We start from the raw sequence: 24,411 nt of genomic DNA, 5'->3' as shown, positions 1-24,411 counted from the left end.
GTTAATGCTTCGGTTTCGTCCCAAGCTGCCCCTACCACCGGTAGCAGGGAAGTTTAGACCAAGAATAACTTCCACTCTATTGACCAAGACCTTAAGCAGTCTTGAAGCCTTGGGCCATCTCTGGTAACTCCATCCCAGAAGCTGTGATACATCCACCATGTCCATATGAGCATCAAGTTTTTAGAGTCTAGAGCATTGTCTGTTTAATATGCGATATAATAAGCCTTTGTAAAAAAGTTGGAGCACTGATCTGGAGTAAAAGAATCCATAGCTATTCTGGTAGCTAGAGTGAGGCGATCAAAACTACTGGCTGTCATTTTTCTCAAGTAAGCTTCAGGTTTAGAGAAAACCATTTGAATGAGCTTAAGATCTGGGCTACAGGCTGGAAGAAACCGTATGGAGGCCGCCATGTGTTCGATAAACTCTTTAGCTGCTTTGGACTTATGACTAGAGAGGTTATCGCAAATAATAACATCACCAGCATGCTAGCGGATACTTTTAGTATCTCTGAAATCTCTCGAGTGCTTATCCCTGGCTCGTTGCAATAAACGACCCAACGTTTTCCGGACTTAGCAGACTGATTTCCTCAAAGACGTTGGAAAAGTCCGCCATGTTTGTCTGAATAGAAGTGCCAGTCAAAAGCGATTTATCGCCTAGGAGTGGTTTATAGACAGTGTTCCTCTCTCTCCTGCTCGCGTAAGAGCGTATAGTGAAAAGGTGGCTGTAAGGGGCGTGATCATTAAAGTATTGTGCATAGGTTTTCACACGGACTTGAGCTTTATGATTTAATTCGTTTCTACGGTGTGTGTCATTTTCCTCACGCAGATTCCATTGCAGGCCCAAGTGGTGACCAAAGCGGGCGATCAACTCTCCCCCTGCATATTCTATAGGATCGTCTTCGAGGGACTCATAGCCAGCTACGTCACTCTTTAATAAATGAGGAAATACATGGTCATCCTCAGCATTTAGATTAAAGGTGAGAAAGGAAAAGGAATTAAGGCCTTGAATCTCACTTAATTAGCGAAGTACTCGCAGTAACTCTGTTGCTTGCAGTTCATCTCTATTAGGATCTGTCCAAGTGTAGGCTGATGCGTCTGTGGCATTGTAGTCTCTGGCATGGAAAGCCCACGACTTGCACAAGATGGGGGTAACTTCGGGGTCATTGAGAGGGTCTTCAAAATCATCCTAGGCTAAAAGGTTTTCCGCTGCATCGGCTCCGGATATGATGAAGTATTTTCTGCTGCCTGACAACTGTAAGAAATCCTTGTTAGCATAGGTAAGGCGTCCTTTCCCTTGAAAATCAGGCCCGCTTTTATCCGTTTCTTGAACCGCGAAGGAGCCGCTAAGGCTGTCATAAAGATCCACAGCGATCCCCGCATTCTGATGAGAATTAACGGCCACTTCTGTTCCTTGCCTGAAATTAATCTCATCATCCCATTGGCCAATTTAATACGGTCGCCATTTGATCTGGGAACTTCGTATCCTATCTGTCAACCAAAACAATGGATTAGAAATTTATAGAGATGCCTAAAAGCTTGAGTGCAACAAGATGTTTCGCATAAGATTTAAAGTTGTCATATGTCTTACAGCTCCAGCATTCTATACTAATGCTTAAAACTTCTAACATATATTTTTAGATAAATTACAGATGAAAAAACCGAACGTATCTTTATATGTCATTGTCTTTTTGGTGACACTCTTCGTATTACTGGCCTTGAATACCTTTATAAACAGTAAGCAAAGTTCTACTAAAAGTAATCTAAAAATCGTGAAAGAAGATCTCGTTACAAGTTTATCGTCGTCTTCTAAAGTTAAGGACGTCCGTCAGATGCCAAGACAGACTGCGCATTCCTCGATCACTCCCATTCAAGAACCTGCATTACAAAGAATGATCCATAATGCCACACTCATACAAAGCCGTGAGGAACAAGATCCGCACTCCCCACAAATCAAAAGGTCCTTACTGTACCAGACTACCTTTAAATACCCACTGATTAAAGTAGAGCAAACAGTAGAGCAAGGGACGGAAGTTGTTTTAGCTGAGTGGGCTTCTGTAGCGGATCATATTATAGTCCAAGTCGATCCTAGATTAAAAGAAGCGGAGGTGCGACATATGGCCGCCGAACACGGATATCAAATTCGTAGAAAGATGTTTACCCCCAATAGCTATTTGGTAGGAGACATCAATCCAAGTCTCGATTCTCAAGATCGGCTACTTGGTGCCTTAGATCCCAATAAACAGCAAGAAATAGTCATTGCTGAGGCAGATTATCTTGTTCACTCAACTGCTACTCCTGACGACCTTAACTACGCAGAACTCTGGGGTCTAAACAACACGGGACAGACTGGAGGGATGGTGGATGCAGATATCGACGCTCCAGAAGCATGGGAAATGGCGACGGGTAGTAAAAATGTGGTGGTAGGTGTGATTGATTCAGGGATTGATTATAACCATCCGGATTTGTCGGATAACATGTGGCGGAATCCAGGAGAAATACCGAAAAATGGTATAGACGACGATGGTAATGGATTCATTGATGACGTTTATGGGTGGGATTTTTATAATGATGACGCTGATCCTTTTGATGACGAAAGCCATGGAACCCATTGTGCCGGTACCATAGGGGCTGTTGGGGATAATAATCGAGGAGTAACAGGTGTTTGTTGGGATGTTTCACTAATGGCATTAAAGTTTCTTAATTCACAAAATGTAGGACCTCTTTCAGATGCCACAGACTGTATCAGCTATTCTAATTTAATGAATGTGGATTTAACTTCGAACTCATGGCTTACTGTTTTTGGATCTGGCTTTATCAAGAGCGCTATTCAAGAAGCTCAAGCGCTCGGCATTCTATTTGTGGCTGCAGCAGGTAACGACAACAATGATAATGATACATTTCCGATTTACCCAGCAAGTTTTGACCTGGATAATATCATCTCTGTAGCTGCGACAGATAGATATGATAATCGATCATCGTTTTCTAACTATGGTGCAAAGAGTGTAGATTTAGGGGCGCCTGGCTCAAGCATCTATAGCACAGAACCTGATAATGACTATGGCTATAAAAGCGGAACATCAATGGCTACGCCTCATGTCACAGGGGTTTGTGCTCTTATACTATCAGTTGCTCCTGATATGCCTTACGATCAAGTGAAAGCTCTAGTCATGGATCATGTTGATCCTCTTCCAGATCTGGATGGTGTGACCGTTACTGGAGGACGTCTCAATGCTTACAACTCTTTATCCAACATAGGTGAGCAGCCCACGTTCTTCATCAAAGGAAAAGTTATCGCTACAGAAAACGCAACACCTATATCAGGTGCAGTTGTTGAATATTCTGGCCCTAGTAGCGGATCGACAACCACTCTGGCTGATGGAACTTATTCCCTTGATCTCACCAAGGGAAAGTATTCGATAATCGTATATGCTGATGGATTTATTCAAAGTGCATCACGCTCTTTAAGAGTGCCCCCCAACAAGAGCGGTGTTAACTTCTCTCTTCAAAAAGCAGATTTGGAAATTACCCCATCCACTATCGCAGCCACTTTAAATCTTGGGGATCAAAGTAGCCAGGTAATCACATTGGATAATAAAGGATCGAAGAGACTGACTTGGAATGCCTCCATAGCGCCGTTCGGTTCCACTACAAGTAGTGTATCAGAATGGATCGACTTGTCCTCTTTCAAGGGAAAGATTCGGCGAGGGGGTATTCAAGAAATAACGCTTACTCTGGATGCTGCAAGTCTCACTTCCGGAGCCTACACAGCAGCCATTGTTTTTAGTTGGGACGATGCTAATGATACCATTGAAACTCAGTTGCCCATAGAGTTAGCTGTCGTAAATCCAACAGGAAATGAACTCCCAATCGTTTCTTTTAAGAGAGCTTCCTCTGACCTAGAAATAGATGAAGGGTATAGTTTGATTAACATAGAGGCAAAAGCTAGTGATCCTGATGGGAGTATCAGCTATGTGGAACTCTTTTTAGATGGAGAATCACTGGGCAAACAGACACAAAAAGCATACAGGTGGAATCAGAGTAACCTTGCACTACGAGGTTTGCCGGAAGGAACTTATGAGTTGAAACTTATGGCCACTGATAATGAAGGCGCTTTAGCAGAGGCATTAGTCAAACTTAATGTCAACGCAGTCAACCAGCCCCCAATGGTTTCCTTTGCAGGCTCATCAAAGCTAAGGGTAAAAAAGCCCTACAAGCCCACGGATTTAGAGATCAAAGCAAAAGCTTCTGACTCGGATGGTCAAATAACGGCCGTGAGGCTTTATATAGATGGACTCTTCGTCGGAGAACAGAATGAACGCGAGTACTTTTGGAATGGTAATAATGGTGCTAGACTACTTGGCTTGCCAGTAGGAACATACCAATTAAAATTCATCGTTGTAGACAATGATGGTGCCACTGCTGAGGCATTTGCCAAGCTGAGGGTGAAATGAATTGGAGATCATAAGACAAGTAATCTTCAGCGATAAACTCAACTGGATGGTTTAGCTTAGAGCTCTTGGAGCTCAAGCATACACTCAGCTCGTTCAACTTTTGAGACACTGTCTTAATTTAGGGGTGAGTCATAGGGTAAGTGCTAACAAAGGGACTTCTAAAGCAAGAGGTACCTTGTCGTGAAGTACGCGGGTAACCAAGTCTCTATAATATGGTCTGACTTTAAAGCAGAGGCTCCGCTGTGCAAAAAAGCGGAGCTTCTTTATTTCAATGAGGACGTTTATTGGATGATGACTAACTTCGGCGCTTGCACACCAGAAGAAGAGCCTTCTTTTGAGGCAAAGCCAACGTCATTGCTAGAGCTAGTAGGATCTTGAGTTAGGATAAGGGTCACATCGCCATTTCCTGAGATGGCATTCGTTACGTCTAATGCCAGGATATTTCCCATGATGTAAGGGCCGTTGATAGAAGTGATTTCACTAACGGCCAAAGGCGGAGAGGACTTTAATCCTCCTAGATTTTCTTCGCTCCACGAAGTGTCTTCACCAAGGAAAGCTCGGATAGTACCATTCCCGCTGTCTATGATCTCGAGTTGGAGAATGGCTGATGCTGGAGGGCCAGTTAAGCCACCAATATTAAATTTGAGATATGCAACTCTAGCACGGCTACTGTTTTCTAGCCTTATGGAATTATCATTAATGGCTTGGCCGTCTTCAGTAAAAACATCATCCTCTAAGGTCATGGTCAAATCGTTGGGCAGGTCAATGGGCTCACCTAGAGTGAGGACCCTAAGGTAATCAATATTTGGCCCACTTGAGCCTGTATCCTCTATTCTGATCGTATTACTTCCAGAAAGGAGGTTGACTGCTAAGGCTGGTGTCTCACTCCAAGTGCTCCTACTTCCTGTAGCTGGGAAATCTAAACTAGGGCTAACCTCCAGTGAATTGACCAGAACCCTGAGTGGCCTGTTTCCAGATCTAAGGGAATAACGCCAACGGATATCTGCGGCAAGGTTCTCACTTGCAAGAACCGTCCATTCGATAAAACCTTTTCCATAAAAATCAATAAAGCCTGTTCCACTGAAGCCTGTTGCATTATTTAACAGGGGTTCAGAGGTAGTTACTTCGGGGCCCTCTGCTTCATAAAGGATGGGCTCGCTCGCCCCTCCTTGTTCCGACTCGACGGTCAGAGTGGCAACTTCCTGAGCCGTAGAACCTTGATCATCACCTACAACGAGTGTCAAATCATATGTGCCTGCGGCTAGACCAAGTAGCCATTCGGGATTTGTATTCTGAGTCCATTTGTAAGGTCCTGTATTGTCCTCCCCGACAAAATTTTGGTTGATATATAATTGAACATAATCAACGCTTCCATCTGAATCTGATGCATTAGCTCGGATAAGAATCTCGCTGTAACCTTTCGTGAGCATAAGGGTTGAATTCTTATTAAAATCAACAGTAGGTGGCATGTTGCCTGCGGACCCCATAACGGTTAGTGTCGCGGTTGCTATGCTGGTTGCTTGATCATCATCCTCTGCGATTAGGGTTAATACATAGCTGCCAGCAGCCAGCTCAAGCAACCCGGGACTATTATTCTGATTCCACCTGTATTTTGATTTTCTGTCCACTCGGATCAAATCTCCATCCAGGTAAAGTTGAACATTAGTTATGATACCGTCAGAGTCAGAAGCTTCTGCTTCGATGAAAATGTTTGTATATCCCTCATCAAGAGTAAGACTAGAGGCCTCGCTAAAGGCAACCGAGGGTAGGTTATTTGTTGAGATGGCAGAATTTTGAATAAGGATAACCCAATCTTGGTTAGTGCTGTTGGGAGCTCTTCCCAGGTTGCGATTTCCACCGCCGTTGACTTGCGCAGTAGAAGTCTGTTGCAATGCTCCTCCATTGCGTGGGTCATACCAATTGACATTATAAGTTCCGTTGACATCCGATAGGTTGATGGAAGTAGAGCCACCGTTTTTCAGGTAAATTAGGTACGTGTCACCCGTTTTGGCTAGGCACCAACTTTTTGAGTGACTGGTTAGGGAATTATCATTACTCATATCTTGCAGGGGGATGTCATAGTTTTCAAAAAATTGCAGCATATAGCGGCAGTAATCCCAAAAATTATCACGGCTGCGCCAGTCCTGGCAGGTCAGATCAGATTCTTCATATTCATAACCAAAATAAAAATTAGCGCCTGCTCCTCCTGCCATAATGGAACCCCAGATAACATTCTTGCGGCCATTCTCGTGCGAGTTTCCTGGATTTACGTCAGGTCTTAATGCTTCACTAGCATCGCCAGGCTCGTCACAAAAAACGACCCAAGGCCTTTCAGCCTTGCTAGATTGGTCTATCCAGTTTTTAACATCGTCAAAGACGTCTGAAAAATCCGCTTTGCCTGTCTGTAGGGCTGCACCGGTCAATTCTGATTGATTGCCTAGGAGAGGTTTATACACCGGATCCTTTGATCTCTTGTTGGGGTAAGAATGTATGCTGACAAGGTGATTGTAAGGATCATTATCCTTGAAGTATTGCGTGTATGCTTTTACGCGAGTTTGGCCTGGGTCATCTAACTCGCGAAATAAATCATTTTCCTCACCAAGATTCCATTGCAAACCTAAGTGATGGCCAAAGCGAGCGATCAATTCACGGTAGTAGAGCTTTCTTTCACGACCTAAGTCTCCGCCATCCATCTTTCGATCATTCTCCGTTTCTTGGGTTTTAATGTCCATGAACATGCCCTTTTTGTCTGCATAAGACATGATCTTTTCCCACTGAGCCATCTTGGACACATCGAAGCGATCATGGTACACACCTTTTTTCTTATTGGCCCAGCGCCCAGTTGTGGGCAACTCTCCGCCCGCATCTTCTACCGGATCGTCAGGGATTGATTCATAGGCTGCCACGTCTCTTCTTAATAGATGGGGAAATACGTTGTCATCATCTCCGTCTAAATTAAAAGTAAGAAAAGAAAAAGAATTTAGACCTTCCATCTCACTTAAGTAGCGAAGTGCTCCCAGTAGCTCCGTTCCTTGGAGTTCACCCGTATTTGGGTCTGTCCATGTGTAGTCCGATGCATCGGTTGCATCGTAGTCTTGAGCGTGTGGGGCCCATGACTTGCGCAGATTGGAGTTGATTTTGGGATCGTTGGGAGTGTCATCAAAATCATTATAAGCCAACAGATTTTCGGGAGAATCAGCTCCAGACTTGATAAAGTATTTCCCGCTGCCTGCAAACTGCAGGTAATGTTTATTCACATAATTAAGACGTCCTCGGCCTCGGAAATCGCTTCCACTCTTATTTGTTTCTTTAATTCTGAAAGAGCCGCTAAGACCATTGTATTTAGCTACAGCATTACCAGCATCAACTCCTGAGGCAACGGCTACATCTGTCCCTTGTCTAAAACGAACTTCATAAACCCATTGACCAACATCATCTGGTGAAAGATGAGCATGCCATTTGCTGCCACTAGTAGCAGAGGTGTTCGCTGCATTTCCGTCTGCTGCAAAGTAACCAGGAACCGTATAACTCAAGCCGCTAGCAGTGTGAGTGAAAATAACCAACATTCGATAATCCATAAATGGGTTAGGGGATGCTGTTTCAGTGGTCGAAGGGCCATCAAGCTCCAAGGTAATCTTGTGCCAGCGCCTGAGTTCTCCCTTTACGGAGATGGTCTGCGCCTGTACTGGCAGAGCTATCAAGTTTAATGATAAAACTAACACAAGGCAGGGCACATGAGTAAGTAGTTGTTGTATCGAATAGCTAGTTCGCCATTTATTTAATTCTTTCTTCATAGATATCTTTCCTTGTTAGATTAATACATCTATATCAAATAAACACAATCGCACTATATGATATATAAGCAAACGTTTCAACGCATAATAGTTGGCTAAAAATTATATTATTTCAACAATAATTTATAAGATATGAATATCTAGAGCATTTTTGTCATACTTCCGTTCAGTTGGGCTATCCGGGGATTGAAGTCTTTGGCAGGATTGGTTCCTGGTTCCCTGAATCAACACGGAGCCAAGCACCAAAGCATTACAGAGATCATTAGAGGCTTTCGTGGGTGAAAGAAAAAGAATGAGAAATTGGATTAGGCACTGCTGCCCTATTAATTAGAGAATGTCTCGGTAGACAGGGGAAAGAGCGTGGCGCCGAGAAAATCGGCACATGCTTCCGGCTTTAACGAATGACGCCTCGTTGGGAGTTGCGCACGAACTCAACTAAATGGTGAACTTCCTTCACATGACTGAGTTCCCTCTCCAGCTCTTCTAAAGCTTGGGAGGTATTTAGTTCCCGGTTGTAAAGAGTTTTATGGGCAGCCTTAAGGTCCCGGATGACTTCTTCTGTATAACCCCGTCTTTGCAGTCCGACGATGTTAACAGCTCGAATATCTGCTGGGTTGCCATCAGCAACTAGGAAAGGAGGCACATCCTGAACAATTTTAGCGCATCCACCTATCATGGCATGCTCCCCGACTCTACAAAACTGATGCACCGCGCTGAGTCCGCCGATTACTGCATAATCACCAACGATCACGTGACCGGCCAGCGTGCCGTTATTAGAAAAGACGCAATGGTCCCCTACCTGGCAATTGTGAGCTACGTGAGCATAAGCGAGAAAATGGTTGTGATTACCTATGATAGTCTTTTCTCCAGCCCCAGTGCCACGGTTAATAGTGCAGCTCTCTCGGAAGGTATTACCTTCTCCAATCTCTAGGTAGGTGGGCTCACCACGGTATTTTAGATCTTGAGTTCGGCTACCGACAGAAGCATAGGGGTGAAAAGTGTTATTAGGGCCAATGGTAGAAGGCCCTTGGAGGGTTACATGGCTGATTAATTCGTTGCCTGGAGCTAGGTTAACCTCTGGCCCTATGACACAATATGGACCTATTATGCAGCTTGGATCGACTTGTGCTTTGGGAGATATAATGGCTGTAGAGTGAAACGACACGGGGCGTGGGTCCCTTACTGTTGAGTCCTTATCATTTTTTGCCGTGGATTCAAGCGTGGTTGTGGAGTATGGATTTTCCATGTTTTTATTGAATAGCAAACATGAGCTCGGCCTCAGATACCAGCTCGTCATTTACTGTGCACTTTCCTACCGCTTTGCCTATTTTACCCCTAAATTTGGTAAGCTCTACATAAATGATTAACACATCTCCTGGCTTAACCATTTTTCTAAATTTTATTTTATCCGCACTCATAAAAAATCCTATTTTTCCAGCATTCTCCGCTTTACGCAATAGTAGGATACTAGAGACTTGCGCCATGGCTTCAATCTGTAAAACACCAGGCATGACAGGCATTTGAGGAAAATGTCCCTGAAAATATGGTTCGTTAATGGTGACGGTTTTTAGCCCTACTGCCTTGGAATCTCCCTCAAATTTTAGAACTCTGTCCACCATGAGGAAAGGGTAGCGATGCGGTAGGATTTTCATTACTTGCTCGACATCCAGAGCGCTCTCGCCCACAGGTATATGTGTTTCAGGCATTAGGGTGGCAAGGTAATTCTTATATTCCTGGGCAAGTAGTGCTGTAAACTGAGCATTTAGTTTGTGACTGGGCTTGGCAGCCATGATGTGCCCTTTAATAGGTATGGGAAAGAGACTGATATCCCCTATGATGTCTAAGATTTTGTGCCGAACGAACTCATCCTCATAACGCAAGGGGTCTTTACTGAGAATACTTTTTTCCCGGATCACTACCGCATTCTCTAGACTTCCTCCCTTGATAAGCCCCTTTTCCATGAGTGGCTCGACTTCCTCATAGAATACAAAGGTTCGGGCACGGCATAATTCTTCCTTGTAGCTCTGTGGCGTGATATCAAGACTTTTATATTGCGTGAAAATTCCTTTGTGGTTGGCGTTTGTGCAGGAAATACGGAATCCGTTATGCGGAAAGATCGAGATATACCCGCCATTTTTGTCGGAAACGTGAATAGGGTTGCGTATTTCGAAATAGTTCCTGGGCACTTCAAGTTCAGTAGTTCCTGCTTTCTCAATGAGAAGCACAAAGGGTTCTGAGCTACCGTCGCCAATAGGGGGCTCACTAGAATCTATGTCGATAAAAACATTATCTACCTGAAGCCCCCGGCAAGCAGAGAGTAAATGCTCGACGGTATGGATCTTGACTCCTCCTACACTTAGCGTCGTGGCTCGTTCTACCTGGTTGATGTGATCAACATGTGCCACCACAGTGGGTTCATCGGGTATATCCTTGCGCCTGAAAATAATCCCAGTATCAGCTGGCGCCGGTCTAATCGTGATATTAACTTTTTTTCCAGTATGTAGTGAGGTGCCAACTAGGGAGGCCTCTTTCTTTAAGGTTCTTTGATAAGTAATCGCCATGCTCTCAAGTTATTAGCACGAAAAAAAGAGGATTGGCAAGAAGTGGCTTCATCCTCTATCAATCGTATAGTGGCTGATAAACGTAATTATGAAGGATGGGGCACTCGGGTAGGTGTGATTTTAGCCGTGACAGGTAGTGCGGTAGGTCTAGGTAACTTTCTTCGCTTCCCTGGGTTGGCCTCGCAGTATAACACTGCAGCCTTTATGGTACCCTATCTTTTGTCGCTGCTGTTAGTTGGTTTGCCAATTGCTTGGGCAGAGTGGGCTATGGGAAGACACGGGGGCATACGGGGTTTTCATTCAGCGCCCGGCATCTTTCGTGTCATTTGGAATCATAAATCGGCTCCTTATTTGGCAGTTTTGGGGCTTATCGTCCCGGTCATGATTTACATGTATTATGTCTTCATCGAATCCTGGTGCTTGGGCTACGCACTTCACTATCTTATGGGCACCTTTGATACCATAGGCGATGATGAGGGAAAGTATTCGTCATTTTTTCAAGAATATACAGGGATCATTGGAGACGGCTCTTTATTTACAACTATTAACATGACTTTGGGGTGTCTTCTATTTTGTGTGGTTTTTAATTTCATTCTCATTTACAGGGGACTTCAAAAAGGGATCGAGTGGTTTTGTTCTTGGGCAATGCCGTTGCTTATTTTATGTGCAATCATTCTGCTGATACGTGTCTTGACCTTAGGAACGCCTGATCCCAGCCATCCTGACCGAAGTGTCATTCAGGCTTTAGCTTTCATGTGGGATCCATTGAAATCAGAAGTTGGGTTCATGGATTCTTTGTTGAACCATGAAATGTGGATACAAGCTGCGGGACAGATTTTCTTTTCCCTATCCGTAGGTTTTGGGGTGATCATTACATATTCAAGTTACCTCAAGAAGAAAGATGACATCGCATTGAGTTCTACTACAGCTGTAGCGGGTAACGAGTTCTGTGAAGTTGCTCTAGGGGGCATGATCATTATTCCTGCGGCTTTTATATTTCTGGGAGCAGCTGCAACCAATGAAGTCAAGGGTAGTACTTTTGGATTGGGCTTTATGGCTTTGCCAGAGGTTTTTGAAACAATGCCAGGAGGACGTCTCTTTGGCTTTATCTTTTTCTTTTTACTATTTTTAGCAGCGGTCACGAGTTCCCTTTCCATGCTCCAGCCGGCGATTGCTTTCTTAGAAGAAGGCTTGGGACTGAATCGAAAAGGTTCCGTGGCTATGCTTGGGTTCATCACTCTCATTGGGACTGCTTTCATTATGTGGTTTAGTAAAGATGCTCTGGCCTTAGATACGATTGATACCTGGGTAGGAACCATGTGTATTTATACGCTAGCGACTATCCAGGTAGTTCTCTTTGGTTGGGTATTTGGGATTGAGAAGGGTTTCAAGGAGCTCCATGAGGGTGGCGAACTCACTATTCCCAGTTTTATGAAGTTTATACTCAAATATGTGACACCCGTATTTCTCATTGTGATTTATGTCTATTGGATCTGGGGTAAGATTGTGAGTCCTCTATTAAAGGCCGGTTGGCAAGGCCTAAAGGCAGAAATTTTTCCCAATACTGTAGCCACTATTTCTATCGCGTTTATCTTCATCGTGATCACTCTGTTCTTATTGCTCATTGCACAGTCGGTAAGAAGGTGGAATAGTCAGAAACGTCATGAAGAGGTGCAGATATGAGTTGGCTAGGTTGGTTGATTATGATTTCTGCGGTAGGCGGAACAACATGTTTTCTAGGCTGGTGCATGGCACGTGTGATGCAGTCTCCCAAAGCCAAGGATCATATTCATAGTCCGACAGATGCAGAACTGCCCAACGAGTAGCAGATGTTTCATCCGAATGATGTGATAAAGACTTAAAGCTGCTTGCAAGATCTTGGCCTCAAGAAACATAGAGCCTGCTTGAGCTATGACCTTACGGATACTTGCTCGTGGATTCTGCTTTTCTCGCAGTTGAGCTAAATAACTAGAGTTTGTTGGATTAAACTGAGACATCCACTTTTATCATGCCTCAGTGCAAGCGAGTTATACAGAAGATGAAAGTATTCATAGATTTTCCGCCGGATTGATCCCTAGATATCGATATGGATCTAATCAGCAAAGATGCGGCACAGATCTCTTGAGGCTTTGACCGGTGAAACCAGAGAATGATAGGTTAGATGAGATGCTTTAGCCTATTCATTAGAAAATGCACAAAACTATTCTATCCAGAGCTACTCTCTGGTCTCAAATGAAGCGGATTGAAAATCAAATGGTGGCCAACATGTAAAAGAGAAGTCTTTCTGGAAAGATGTGAGCATAATATAAGACATTGGCAGGTTAAGTAATAAGCCTAGGCGCTTAAAGAAAGACAAAATGGGTTAAGGGTTAGCCTTTAATATCATTCTAACTGCTCTAGCCTCTTCTCCCCAAGGAGCAATATTTGTCATTTGTAAGACTAGAGTATCGCCTGGTCTTTGTGACATGTTGATTCTCCATCCCCAACTAGCCCCAGTTGCATCCGCATAGCAACACTCTACGGCAAATAGCCCCTGTGACTTTTGCAGGTAAAGGCATTCTACCGGTTTAGATTGGTGCCAAGTATCTCCCCAGGTAGCTGATGTATCAGAAAACTGTAAGGAGCCGTGCTGTTCCTCGGTTTCATAAAACCATATATAGTTAATACGAGTTGGGGTAATATTGCATGAGGTCTTGCAAAGTTTTGGGTCATTACCCAGAGGGTCTTCCCATAATTCCTTGTCTCCATACCAATTGCTATTTTGGTTCTCAGCTAGCCAGTCCAGTATTTTGCGCACGTATATGGTTCCTTATTTTAAAGAAATTTATAATAATGATTTAGCGGAGTTAGGGATTCGAGCAGTTAATCTGCTATTATCTACATTCACACCTGGATTGAAAGACTTGAAGTCTATCGATTGTTTTTGCTGGGTTGAATTCCAGAGGTATTGCCTCATGCAAACAGTAAAGGGGGTGATACAAATCATTTTAACTATCTCCAATTATACCATACTGTTGTCATATAAAGTATAAGCAGCGAAGATTTAAATCATGTTCGACTCAGGGTTAAATACGAATATCAACTAAGTACGCACATCCTCATTAAACATTTTTAGCGTCCGTATGAAGCTGAGCAACGAGATCTTCATCAAGTGCGAGCATCTTAGCGAGATGGTGTAGATAGAAATCTTCGGCCGGCGAATCCAGATCAATAGCCGCAAGCGATGCTGCGTAAAGCTCTACTCCAATTTCAGGCGATGTCGCTAAGGTTGCAATATCTTGTGCGGTTGGAGGATTATTTAAAGTAGCGGTCAGGTGCGATTTTTCCTCAGGGCCTAGCTCAGCACTATTCATTGATTGGAACAAGTTGTTCATCTCCTCTCGGTCAATGGAACCGTCTGCGGAAGCCGCTGCTATCATGGCAAGCACGATTTTTACTTGAAGACCTGGTTCTAAGGAGGGAGGAGGTGCTTGATGCTCAATCGGCTGGGATAACTGAGCTGGACTGGCTTGGGTAGGTTCCGGAGTAGGAGTAAGACTAGATGATTTATTAGATTGCCATTTTTGGTAAGCGTAGTAGCCGAGTCCGGCCACTGCAGCTGTGCCGCCGACTGTCATCATAGTTTTTCCAAGCTTCTTACGAGCTTTTTTATTCATCAGCATCGAGACAACAGCCCCGGACGCGACACCACCTAGAGCGCCTTGGGCAGAAGGTGATTTTATGAGATCTTTAAAGAAGGAGTCGATGGCCATAATGTTTAAAGATAAATCAAATTATTTCATTCACAAACCCAATAGATCGCTACCACGGACAGGAGTTCTAACCCGCATGCTGAAATGAATGAGGAACGAGAGGCATAAAAGCTTGAGCCCTCAAGTAGAAGAGAGTTGGTGAAGATATGTCCAAAGGTAGTAGCTCAAAGAAACTCTATGCTTCTTCTCGCGGCCAAGATCTTACGCAGATTTTTTAGTCTCTATGCCATCATTCGGGTTGGGTGACCAATAGGGTCTGTGCTTTGACTTGGCGGAAAGCGAATAAGGTCAGCAATCTGTCATGGAACTACATCGAGTTAGAAACGAATCGCACTACTCTATCTAGGAAAAATATACTCGCAGGTAATGCCTATTTAATGATCTGCTTCAACGGCTTCGAGTAGCTTATTTCGGTCAAAGGAGGGAGGCTGAGATCTTCGTAGCTCATGGAGAAGACTTCTCTTGAGAGTTAAGAAAGGAGCAGATAGCTTCAACTCCGGTTTTCTATCTTTGTCAAAAGGAATCTTTTCCTCTCGAATAATTTTACCTGGCCGGGGCGAAAAAACAAAGACGCGGTCTCCTAGGAAAACGGCTTCTTCCACATCATGGGTCACAAAAATTACCGTCGTTTTTTCAACCCTACTGAGTAGGAGCAGCATTTCTTGCATTTCTTCTCTTGTCTGCGAATCCAGGGCACCGAATGGCTCATCCATGAGTAGGACTTTTGGGCGATTGGCTAAAGCACGCGCAATAGCAGTCCGCTGCTGCATTCCTCCGGAGAGTTCTTTGGTATAGGCATTCTGAAATTCTGCAAGCCCTACCATCTCGAGTAGCTTTTCTGCTCTTTTCATAATGTTTCGAGGTCGGTCATTCTCCAATTGTCCCCTGGCACCATTACATTGCAGCCTTTTTCCAAATGAAGCGTTTTGTAAGACGGTCATCCAGGGGAATAGCGTGTACTTCTGGAATACCATTCCTATTTCTGGTGTTGGGCCGAGTACAGATTCCCCACCTAGTATCACTTGCCCAGTCGTAGGATTCTCTAAGCCTCCTATTACAGACAACAATGTCGATTTGCCGCAACCGGATGGTCCAAGAAAACAGACAAATTCACCACTTTCTATCATGAGGGAGGAGCTCTCTAAGGCAACTACCGACTGTTTGTGTCCTTGATATATTTTACTAACTTGGCGCACTTCTAACTTCATGACTTAGCCCAGTGAAATAGCTTTTGATTGAGATAACGGAAAAGAAGATCCAAGGCTAGCCCAATGATGCCAAGAATCAATAGATAGCAAATCACTTTGGGCATCTGCACGAATCGAGCAAATTTCATAATGCGAATACCCAGGCCCTCATTCGTAGCGATCATTTCCGCAACGACCACATAAGTCCAGGCCCAACCATGACAGAGACGCAACGCATCGAAAACCCCGGGCAGAGCGGATGGCAATAAGACTTTAAAAAGCACTTCCATAGAATTAGCCCCCATGGTGTAAGCAACTTTAACGAGCTCTTGAGAGACACGACGAACTTCATCACTCACCATAAGAATCAGCTGAAAAAATGTCCCAATAAAAATAAGAATAACTTTCGATTCTTCGTCCACCCCGTACGCAGCGACTAGCAAGGGGATAAGAGCGGGAACTGGAAAATAACGTATGAATTCTACCATAGGCTGAAGAAGGGCCTCCCAAATGCGATATGCCCCCATGTAGATCCCTGCTGGAATCGCAATAACTGCCGCCAAAAGAAATCCTGTAAAGACACGTCTAATACTCACTCCCATATCTATCCATACTTTCCTATCCTCATCTGTAAAAATGGTGACCACGCCCTCTAGGATTTCAGAAATTGTTGGAAAGAAGGTGGACTGCGAGACGTTTCCTACTGCCGACTCACTTTTCCAAATATACCAAAGAAAGACTAAGAAGAAGGAGAGACAGGTTAGCAGAAGGGATAGTTGCCAAGGTATATCCCGTCGCAACGTCCAAATGGAGTGCCACCATTCTAATAAACGGTCATGTTTTGGTTTGACTTTCATACCCACGAACTTAACTTCCCGAATTGATGGACCGCAAGCTGCCACTCCTCCATGCTCCCGTTCTCTTGATGATCGATTTTCAAAAAGATTTTTGCGGACAAGGAGGATACGCTGATCAACATGGTGGCGTGGACTGGGTTCAAGAAATCCTTCCTGCAGCAGTTGAGCTTATCACCATGGCTCGCCAAGTCGACATTCCTATTATTCATACCCGTGAGGGCTATGCTCCTGACCTTTCCGACTGCCATCCGGCAAAGCTGGCTAGAAGCCAGCGCGGTGGTTGCGAAATCGGTAGCCAAGGACCATTGGGGCGCCTGTTGATTCGTGACGAGCCAGGGCACGATCATATTGAAGCACTTTACCCGAGTAGCGGCGAGCTGGTTATCGATAAAGCTGGTTATTGTGCATTTAGAAATACAGATTTGCTGACGCAGCTTCAGGCTCTCAGAGTTAAAGAAATTCTGATGGCCGGAGTCACAGCAGATGTCTGTGTCCACACTACGTTGCGCAGTGCGACAGAGAATGGCTTTATTTGCTACTACATTCAGGATGCCATTTCTACATTTGACCGAACAATCCGCACCGTCTGTGAACAGATGGTGGAAGTGGAAGGCGGTATCTGGGGTCATCTGGCAACTGTCGCTGAGATTGGAGCCTTATTAATGTCGTATCGTCACTTCAAGCTTGGAGGAAATTGATAAGCTTGAAAGATGCCGATACATTCTTCGCGTCGTATCCCGCTGACTAGTTCAACGGTATTTCCGCTTCTTTTGTTCATCTCCTCAACAGGAATTGGCATCTCACGCTGCTGTCCACCTGTCATTTCATAGATCTCCTGCATGGTTGCCCCATAGACAATACGTGTGATTCCGTTTAGCCAGGCGGTTGTGAAGCACATGGCACAAGGCTCTACCGTTGTGACGAGCTGATAGCCAGCTAATTGGCAAGTGCCTTCGATACGACAGGTTTCTCGAACCGCTATAGTCTCTGCATGACTTGACATGTCTCCGTCGGAAATAACTCTATCATGGCTACGTACCACAATGTCTCCTGCGGGAGAAACCACCAAACACCCAAAGGGTGGTTCTCCGCAAATGAGGCCCTTTTGGGCCTCATTTAACGCTTCTTTCATCCACACCTCTTCATTCATAGGAACGACGGATTACTTAACAAAGCTATCAGTCAATAGTGCTTCTGCACCTTCTGCATCTTTAATTAATTTTTTGTTGATTAAGAAGGAGGTTACTTTATCGAGCGAGGCCTTTGCTTTACCTGAGGCATGCAGCTCTTTGTTTTCTTTCATATCATAGATCTTATCTGTCGCTAACATATTAATAATGTCAGGCGCGGGGGTATCTAAGACTTTGCCAATAATCTCTGCGGATTCCTTTTCGTTTTTTCTTAGATAAGCAACACCCTTATCTATGGCAGCTAGAAAGGCCTCCAGCTCGGCTTTTTTGCTCTTCATAACCTCAGGAGTCACTGCTACGGAATCTAAAATAGTGTCAGGAATATCTGCACTTGTGAAAATGACATTTCCTCCTGCAGATTTTGCTTTAGTTACCCAAGGTTCCCATGTGACGGCAGCATCGAGTTTCCCAGCAACAAAAGCTCCACCTGCATCATCTGCATTCATATTAACGAACTCAATATCGTCCTGAGTCATACCGTGTTTATCTAGTGCAGCGATAAGCATCATATGATTAATCTCTCCATCAGTGGCAGCCACTTTTTTACCTTTTAAGTCCTTGACGGACTTAATACTTTCCTTTGCGACAATAGCGTCAGCACCGTTTGAAGTGTCTAATAAATAGATTGAGGTGAGGGGCTTTTTTTGACCAAGACTGGCTAAAGCTAGGTTATGCAATGTTGTAAGTCCAATATCCAACTTGCCCGAAATAAGCGCGGGCAATGTATCCCCCGGGCCTGGGAATTGCTTAAATTCAACATCTAGACCAGCCTCTTTGAAAAAACCTTTGGCATCAGCCACAAAAGCGCCTGAATAACCTATCCAAAGGTCATGTCCTACGACTAGTTTTTTGTCTTCAGCATGCAAAGTGACTGTCATGATGATTAAGGCTAATGCAGCTAGAAAGGTATGATTGAATAGTTTCATTTTTATAGGCAATTTATCGTGTATTTTTTTAATTTCCATGTCGATAAAGGAAGCACTATTTATGCCATGCTGAGTTATAGACGAAACAGCCATACGTGATGTAAAAAAATTAAAACCCCGTAAGACTAATGACCATTAAAGACGCGGCATGCATAAACCTAAACAGAAAGAGCGTTGTTTTATATTCCGTAGCCACCACCACCAGGGGTTTTAATGACCAGTTGGTCATGCGCGTTGACTTGGCGGAAAGCAAATGAGGGCAATTGACTAACGGAACCGCTTTTTGTTATCAAGATCTGTGCACCCTTTTTTCCGTCACTCCCTCCTATGCCTTTTGGAGCCAGATCACGGTCGTGGGATAAAATGGAAACAGCTAAAGGTTCTAAGAAGGTAAAATGGCGAATGACACCCTCCCCTCCAGGAAATTTTCCAGAACCGCCCGAATGGGTTCTAAGAGCGTATTGCTCTAAACGAATGGGGAAACGTGACTCTAGGATTTCTGGGTCAGTAATGGCCGTATTGGTCATATGAGTTTGTAAGCCATGTGCGCCTGGTCCTTGATGACTTCCACCAGCTCCACCACCAATCGTTTCATAATAACTAAACTGGTTATTGCCAAACGTTAGGTTGTTCATAGTGCCTTGACTAGCGGCTGAGAATTTCATAGCGGTGAGCAGACAGTTTATAAGCTGTTGACTGACTTCCACATTACCGGCGCTGACTGCAGGCACTGCGTCGGCAGAAAAATCAGGGCTGAGAAATGAGCAAGGCAGAATCAATTGGGTTGCTCGCAATAATCCTTCATTCAAAGGAATATTTTCCTGAACGAGCAGGCGAAGAAAATAGATGATAGTGCTCTGAACAATGGCGGAGGTAGCATTTAAATTGCCTGAATGCGGAGGGCTCGAGCCAGTAAAATCAAAATGAATGGTCTCAGCCTCTTTCTTGATTTTGATCTGTAGTTTTAAATCATCTACTAAGATCCTTGAGTCCTCATAGACTCTGTCGGGAATATTCCTTAGGCATTCACGTAATGCTCGATCAGCGCGCTGGAGCAATTGATCCATATGTTTAAGGAGAACACTTTCTCCAAACTGTTCTAATAACTCATTCATCGACTTCAGACCTCTTCGATTTGCGGCAATCTGCGCATTGATGTCAGCTAGATTATCTTCTACAGCCCGACTGGGATGGGGGGCATCACGGAGCAATTTCTCTAAATCATCTAGTTTTGAAACACCCTCTTGAAATAAATAGACTGGAGGAATCATCACACCCTCTTCTTGTAAGCACCGCGCTTCCGGGGAAAGTGATCCAGGATGAAGGCCTCCTATCTCTGCATGATGTGCGCGGTTTGCCAAAAATCCCAACAACTTGTTATGACTACCAAAGATTGGAGAAATCACGGTAACGTCTGGCAAGTGAGATCCCCCGTAGCCCGGGTGATTCGTAATGATCATATCTCCAGGTTTAAAAATCACCTCCTCTAAAACTCGCCGCATGCAAATCCCAAGCGCCCCGAGATGCACGGGGACATGAGGAGCATTAACGATCAAATAACCCATAGAATCAAGAAGTGCACACGAAAAATCCAAACGCTCTTTGATATTCGTGGATGTCGCTGTGCGACGAAGTTGGAGCCCCATTTCTTCCACTAGATGACCTAATCTCTCTGAAACAATCTCTAGCATGATTATTTCGTTTTGGTCTGGCATGTGGAATTTATCAGTATCATATGCTTCGAGCTTGAGGGTTCCTTCTGAACCAGAAGTGGCGTGCCAACCAGGCTCTACCAAAAGTGTGCTAAACGCATCCACAATGATGGCCGGACCTGAAAGTTTTTCACCTGAAAGGATTTGTTGGCGGTTGTAGATAGGTGCGGGTTGTCGACCTGAATCAAAGCATACTTCTGTGTAGGCAACAGGTTCAAAATGATTGGTCTCAGCTATATCAAAATTTTCCTGTCTTTGCTTTATGGGAATAGAACACAAGGTCACTTCTAGTGATACCAGTTCCAATGGATCAAGTCGTGGTTCATAGCCAAAAGTATTTTGATATATATCAGAGAAATGTCTTGGAAGTTCAGCAAAGCTGTCTGTGACAGCTACAGGCAATGTGGACTCCTGCCCTTCGAGCCTCAGGTTACAAATAGCGCTTTGAACCATTATCTGATGTTCCTCCATGCCTTCTCGGGACAACTTTGCTCTACCTCTATCAATCAGCTCCTGTTTCTTCGCATCTAGTGTAGGTAGAAGCTTGTCTAGTAGCTCATAGGTATGCATTGTTTCTATACGCTCTACCCTAGCGCTTTCTAGTCCTATGGCACTGAGCAGCCCGGCATCCTTGGGGACGAGTATCTTTTGAATGCCTAATTTCTGAGCTACACTGCAGGCGTGCTGACCACCGGCGCCACCAAAAACGAGCAAAGCATAATCAGCGGGATCATAACCTTCTCGAACGGAAACAGAGCGAATCGCTCCTGCCATGTGCTCATTCGCAAGACTTACTAAGCCTGACAAAGTTTCGTCATCCTCGGGAAGCGTCCCCGTGCTTTCTACAAGTACTTCTTTGAATTTATTGAACTGCTCTTTAGCAGATTTAAGAGACATGGGGAAACGAAGTAATGGTGGATAAAGGCGGCCTAAGAGCAAATTGACATCTGTGACCGTTAAAGGACCACCATATCCATAACAAGCAGGACCAGGTTTGGCAGAGGCACTTTCTGGACCTACATGGATTTTTTGATTTTTAAAATAACATATTGAGCCACCACCGGCCGCTATTGTCTCAATAGGTTGAACAGGTGCCACCAAACGATGGTTATTAATTTTTAATTGCGACTTAAGATAGGTATGGGAGTCAATGCGTGTGACATCCGTGCTAGTGCCTCCCATGTCGAAAGCGATCATTTTTTCTTCCAGACACTGCTTTCCTATTGCACGAGCAGCGACAACACCTCCAGCAGGCCCACTTAGTAAGCTATCTTTGGGGTGAAATGACTGTTTTTTCACCAATCCACCTGAACTCGCCATGATGAGCAAGTTAACATCACTTAGAACCTGGATAATGTTATCTAAATACTCGTTCATAATAGGTGAGAGAACGGCATCAATCACACAAGTCTCTGTTCTCTCAAGAAAATGTCTCTTCTGTGAAAGCTCAGAGGAAGTTACCACGGTATCAAACCCGAGTTCTTTTAGAAAACGCGCGCAGGTTTTTTCATGTTCAGGATTTAGATAACTGTGTAAGAATGAAATGGCTGCATGGTTAATGCCCTTATCAAGCGCTTTTTTAGCGAATTGCTCAATGGCTTCAACATCTATGACCTGATGAATCTGGCCATTGGAATTAAGTCGCTCAGGGACTTCTATGACATCTGTATAAAGGGCTTGTACGTTTTGGTTACTTAACTTAAAGAGATGCTCCCTTTGTTGTGTTCCTAGTATAAGAAGATCAGCAAAACCCTTGGTTATAAAGAGCACGGTTGGAGCAACCTTGTGTTCAAGCAATGCGTTGGTTGCTTTGGTTGTAGCTAAGCGAAGATCCATTGGAGGGAATGATTGGTCAACGGGAGTATTCGTGAGAATACGTATACCTAAGACAGGTGCTTCTTCATGTGTGCTTAAGGAAAAAAGACTTCCCGAAGTCACATTTGCCAAAGCGTGATCTAAAGTGAGTGTGTTGGATGAAGCGTTATAAGAAACAACTTTTGCCTGGCCTTTATCACCATCTTCATTTTGAATCCAGAAGCTCATACCGACTAGGACAGAAGCCGGATAATGTTCACAGTTGCTTACGATTAACCTTTCTTTCGAAAGAACACGCTCGACAGATCCCCTTAAAGTACTATCGGACAGCACCTTTGCACGGTGCCATTCCCCATTTACATCCTGTCCAAGACAGTCAGTGAATGTTCCGCCTGTATCAACAAAGATAGACCATGTGTTGGGTGTCGTCATTGTCTGTTAACAGATCTGAGAAATCATAACACGTTTAGTTACCCAATTGAAATGAGAAGGCGACCAACATCATATTACGGGACAGGAAATCGCAAGCCTAAATGGCAGCCCGCGTTACAGGAATAATCATTATCCCTTACCTAAGGGCTAGAGGAGGTTGCAAGAGCTCATTGATTACAATGGCTTGGCGAATAGAGTTCTTGGATTTGAGGCTATTGACCAAAGCTATGCGATTCAAAGATACTTCATGAGTCGGTAAACTGTAGGCACTTTGCTGCCCTTTTGGTACTTGTAGCTGTTTACGCCCCGATTGCTGTTTAATTCTTTCAGCTTCTCGATTGGCGGCTTCAATTTTCTTGGCGGTCTCCAGCTGAATATCCTCTAGAGTCCTGACAGGCTTCGTGGCTGGCTTGGTTGTAGGGATTGGAGGAGGGGTAGAGGTAGTGGTGCTTTCCGTCACAAAAGGTGGTGGGGTAGCAGGTGCAGAAGCTTCCTTAATCTCTTTTTTTTCAGTGCTACCCCCAAGCGCTTCCATGAGCTCGTCCCATGAGTCATCATCCCCTTTGGACTCAGGCTCGTAATCGGGCTGTACCGGATCCTCTTTTTTCTTAAAGAACCTAGCTATGATCTGAAATACAGCGATAGCCAGGAAAATAAGAATGGGTAATAAATCTTCCATGAGTAAGCTGATGTTCTTTTAACTTGTGCTACCTGGCTGATCTCCGGAGTCCTTAGCAATCGCACCACGCATTTGTGTGTCTGCATCTATGTTGCGAAACTTCATGTAGTCTAGGATACCAAGATTTCCACTGCGGAATGCTTCGGCCATGGCCATAGGCACTTGGGCTTCGGCTTCCACTACCTTTGCTCGCATCTCTTCTACACGGGCGGTCATTTCCTGTTCAACCGCTACCGCGGCTGCACGGCGAACCTCTGCTTTAGCTTGTGCAACACGTTTGTCAGCTTCTGCTTGGTCAGCTTGTAGACGAGCACCAATATTTTCGCCTACATCTACATCTGCAATATCAATGGAGAGAATTTCAAATGCCGTTCCTGCATCGAGAGCCCGACTAAGCACATTCTTTGAAATCGTATCAGGATTTTCTAAAACATCTTTATAGGAATTGGCTGAACCGACTGTTGTGACAATCCCCTCACCCACACGAGCAACAATGGTCTCCTCAGTCGCACCACCTACGAAACGGTCGAGATTAGTTCGCACCGTAACTCGAGCACGGACTCGAACACCAATACCATCTTTTGCTACGGCATCTATGGTTGTCTTACCTGATGCAGGGTTCGGACAGTCAATCACCTTAGGATTGATAGAGGTTCGAACTGCTTCATAAACACTTTTACCCGTTCCTTTAGTCGCAAGGTCAATGGCACAGCATTGGTCATAATCCAGAACAATCTTAGCCTTCTGGGCAGCGATGAGAGCCTTGACTACCTCATTAACATCACCACCGGCAAGAAAATGTGTTTCTAGCTGCGTAGTGGATATTTCTAATCCCGCTCGAACTGCTGTAATACGCGAGTTCACAATCAGAGCACCGGGAATGCCGCGAAGCCGCATAGCTACTAGGCTGAAAAAACTTACTGGTGCACCTGAAGTTAATGCACGAATCCATAAACCAATAAAGTTTAGGATGACAATGAATATGACGAGCAGAATGACTGCTATAACAATGGTAACGACTATAGGCATATTATTTAATGATCTTTTCTTTGTTTA

At 44.4% G+C, this 24,411-nt stretch carries 18 protein-coding genes; 4 read left to right on the top strand and 14 right to left on the bottom strand.

Features of this window, described 5'->3' with window-relative positions; translation table 11 throughout:
• Window positions 1–525 precede the first annotated feature (525 nt).
• Both AAGA18_00385 and AAGA18_00380 read right to left on the bottom strand, forming a co-directional pair.
• Window positions 526–867: a hypothetical protein gene (locus AAGA18_00385; GenBank protein ID MEM9443782.1), complete on the bottom strand. Its 342-nt coding sequence runs from the start codon at window positions 865–867 to the stop codon at window positions 526–528.
• A gap of 318 nt (window positions 868–1,185) precedes the next feature.
• Window positions 1,186–1,401 (bottom strand): hypothetical protein, encoded by a 216-nt coding sequence (locus tag AAGA18_00380; protein ID MEM9443781.1) that lies wholly within the window; start codon window positions 1,399–1,401, stop codon window positions 1,186–1,188.
• Between the two features lie 247 nt (window positions 1,402–1,648).
• On the opposite strand from AAGA18_00380, the gene AAGA18_00375 reads away from it, so the two are divergent.
• Window positions 1,649–4,450, top strand: coding sequence for a S8 family serine peptidase (locus tag AAGA18_00375; GenBank protein MEM9443780.1), 2,802 nt, complete (start codon window positions 1,649–1,651; stop codon window positions 4,448–4,450).
• A gap of 281 nt (window positions 4,451–4,731) precedes the next feature.
• On the opposite strand, the gene AAGA18_00370 is transcribed toward AAGA18_00375, so the two are convergent.
• From AAGA18_00370 to AAGA18_00360, 3 genes are all read right to left on the bottom strand, one after another.
• A complete protein-coding gene (locus tag AAGA18_00370; GenBank protein MEM9443779.1) occupies window positions 4,732–8,244 on the bottom strand; it encodes an Ig-like domain-containing protein in 3,513 nt (1,170 codons plus the stop codon).
• 394 nt (window positions 8,245–8,638) lie between these two features.
• On the bottom strand, window positions 8,639–9,490 hold the full coding sequence (lpxA, locus tag AAGA18_00365; protein MEM9443778.1) for an acyl-ACP--UDP-N-acetylglucosamine O-acyltransferase: 852 nt from the start codon (window positions 9,488–9,490) through the stop codon (window positions 8,639–8,641).
• Window positions 9,491–9,494: 4 nt separating this feature from the next.
• The gene (locus AAGA18_00360; GenBank protein MEM9443777.1) at window positions 9,495–10,805 is read right to left on the bottom strand and encodes a bifunctional UDP-3-O-[3-hydroxymyristoyl] N-acetylglucosamine deacetylase/3-hydroxyacyl-ACP dehydratase; all 1,311 of its coding nucleotides are present in this window, start codon (window positions 10,803–10,805) and stop codon (window positions 9,495–9,497) included.
• On the opposite strand from AAGA18_00360, the gene AAGA18_00355 reads away from it, so the two are divergent.
• Window positions 10,788–12,488: a sodium-dependent transporter gene (locus AAGA18_00355; protein MEM9443776.1), complete on the top strand. Its 1,701-nt coding sequence runs from the start codon at window positions 10,788–10,790 to the stop codon at window positions 12,486–12,488. The two genes, AAGA18_00360 and AAGA18_00355, sit on opposite strands and share 18 nt — an antisense overlap.
• Window positions 12,485–12,631: a hypothetical protein gene (locus AAGA18_00350; GenBank protein MEM9443775.1), complete on the top strand. Its 147-nt coding sequence runs from the start codon at window positions 12,485–12,487 to the stop codon at window positions 12,629–12,631. The genes AAGA18_00355 and AAGA18_00350 overlap by 4 nt, the downstream gene beginning before the upstream one ends.
• A 536-nt stretch (window positions 12,632–13,167) precedes the next feature.
• Here AAGA18_00350 and AAGA18_00345 read toward each other — a convergent pair.
• The 4 genes from AAGA18_00345 to AAGA18_00330 form a co-directional block, all read right to left on the bottom strand.
• Complete coding sequence (locus AAGA18_00345) at window positions 13,168–13,602, bottom strand: hypothetical protein (protein ID MEM9443774.1); 435 nt, start codon at window positions 13,600–13,602, stop codon at window positions 13,168–13,170.
• A 304-nt stretch (window positions 13,603–13,906) separates the two neighbouring features.
• Complete coding sequence (locus AAGA18_00340) at window positions 13,907–14,557, bottom strand: tellurite resistance TerB family protein (GenBank protein MEM9443773.1); 651 nt, start codon at window positions 14,555–14,557, stop codon at window positions 13,907–13,909.
• A gap of 374 nt (window positions 14,558–14,931) precedes the next feature.
• Window positions 14,932–15,765: an ABC transporter ATP-binding protein gene (locus AAGA18_00335; GenBank protein MEM9443772.1), complete on the bottom strand. Its 834-nt coding sequence runs from the start codon at window positions 15,763–15,765 to the stop codon at window positions 14,932–14,934.
• Entirely contained in the window at window positions 15,762–16,601 is an 840-nt protein-coding gene (locus AAGA18_00330) for an ABC transporter permease (GenBank protein MEM9443771.1), read from the bottom strand. The genes AAGA18_00335 and AAGA18_00330 overlap by 4 nt, the downstream gene beginning before the upstream one ends.
• A gap of 26 nt (window positions 16,602–16,627) precedes the next feature.
• On the opposite strand from AAGA18_00330, the gene AAGA18_00325 reads away from it, so the two are divergent.
• On the top strand, window positions 16,628–17,299 hold the full coding sequence (locus tag AAGA18_00325) for an isochorismatase family cysteine hydrolase (GenBank protein ID MEM9443770.1): 672 nt from the start codon (window positions 16,628–16,630) through the stop codon (window positions 17,297–17,299).
• Here the strand turns inward: AAGA18_00325 and AAGA18_00320 are convergent.
• The 5 genes from AAGA18_00320 to floA all read right to left on the bottom strand — a co-directional run bounded on the left by AAGA18_00320 (window position 17,275) and on the right by floA (window position 24,384).
• Complete coding sequence (locus tag AAGA18_00320; GenBank protein MEM9443769.1) at window positions 17,275–17,751, bottom strand: nucleoside deaminase; 477 nt, start codon at window positions 17,749–17,751, stop codon at window positions 17,275–17,277. The two genes, AAGA18_00325 and AAGA18_00320, sit on opposite strands and share 25 nt — an antisense overlap.
• A 12-nt stretch (window positions 17,752–17,763) precedes the next feature.
• Complete coding sequence (locus tag AAGA18_00315; protein ID MEM9443768.1) at window positions 17,764–18,756, bottom strand: ABC transporter substrate-binding protein; 993 nt, start codon at window positions 18,754–18,756, stop codon at window positions 17,764–17,766.
• Between the two features lie 140 nt (window positions 18,757–18,896).
• On the bottom strand, window positions 18,897–22,676 hold the full coding sequence (locus AAGA18_00310; protein ID MEM9443767.1) for a hydantoinase B/oxoprolinase family protein: 3,780 nt from the start codon (window positions 22,674–22,676) through the stop codon (window positions 18,897–18,899).
• Window positions 22,677–22,812: 136 nt separating this feature from the next.
• Window positions 22,813–23,355, bottom strand: coding sequence for a hypothetical protein (locus AAGA18_00305; protein ID MEM9443766.1), 543 nt, complete (start codon window positions 23,353–23,355; stop codon window positions 22,813–22,815).
• A gap of 18 nt (window positions 23,356–23,373) precedes the next feature.
• Window positions 23,374–24,384, bottom strand: a complete 1,011-nt coding sequence (gene floA, locus AAGA18_00300; protein ID MEM9443765.1) for a flotillin-like protein FloA — start codon at window positions 24,382–24,384, stop codon at window positions 23,374–23,376.
• Between the last annotated feature and the right edge of the window lie 27 nt (window positions 24,385–24,411).

It is taken from the genome of Verrucomicrobiota bacterium (genome assembly GCA_039192515.1).
Taxonomy (GTDB): domain Bacteria; phylum Verrucomicrobiota; class Verrucomicrobiia; order Methylacidiphilales; family JBCCWR01; genus JBCCWR01.
The sequence above is the reverse complement of the archived record's forward strand: the minus strand, read 5'-3'. Positions and strand labels throughout refer to the sequence as shown.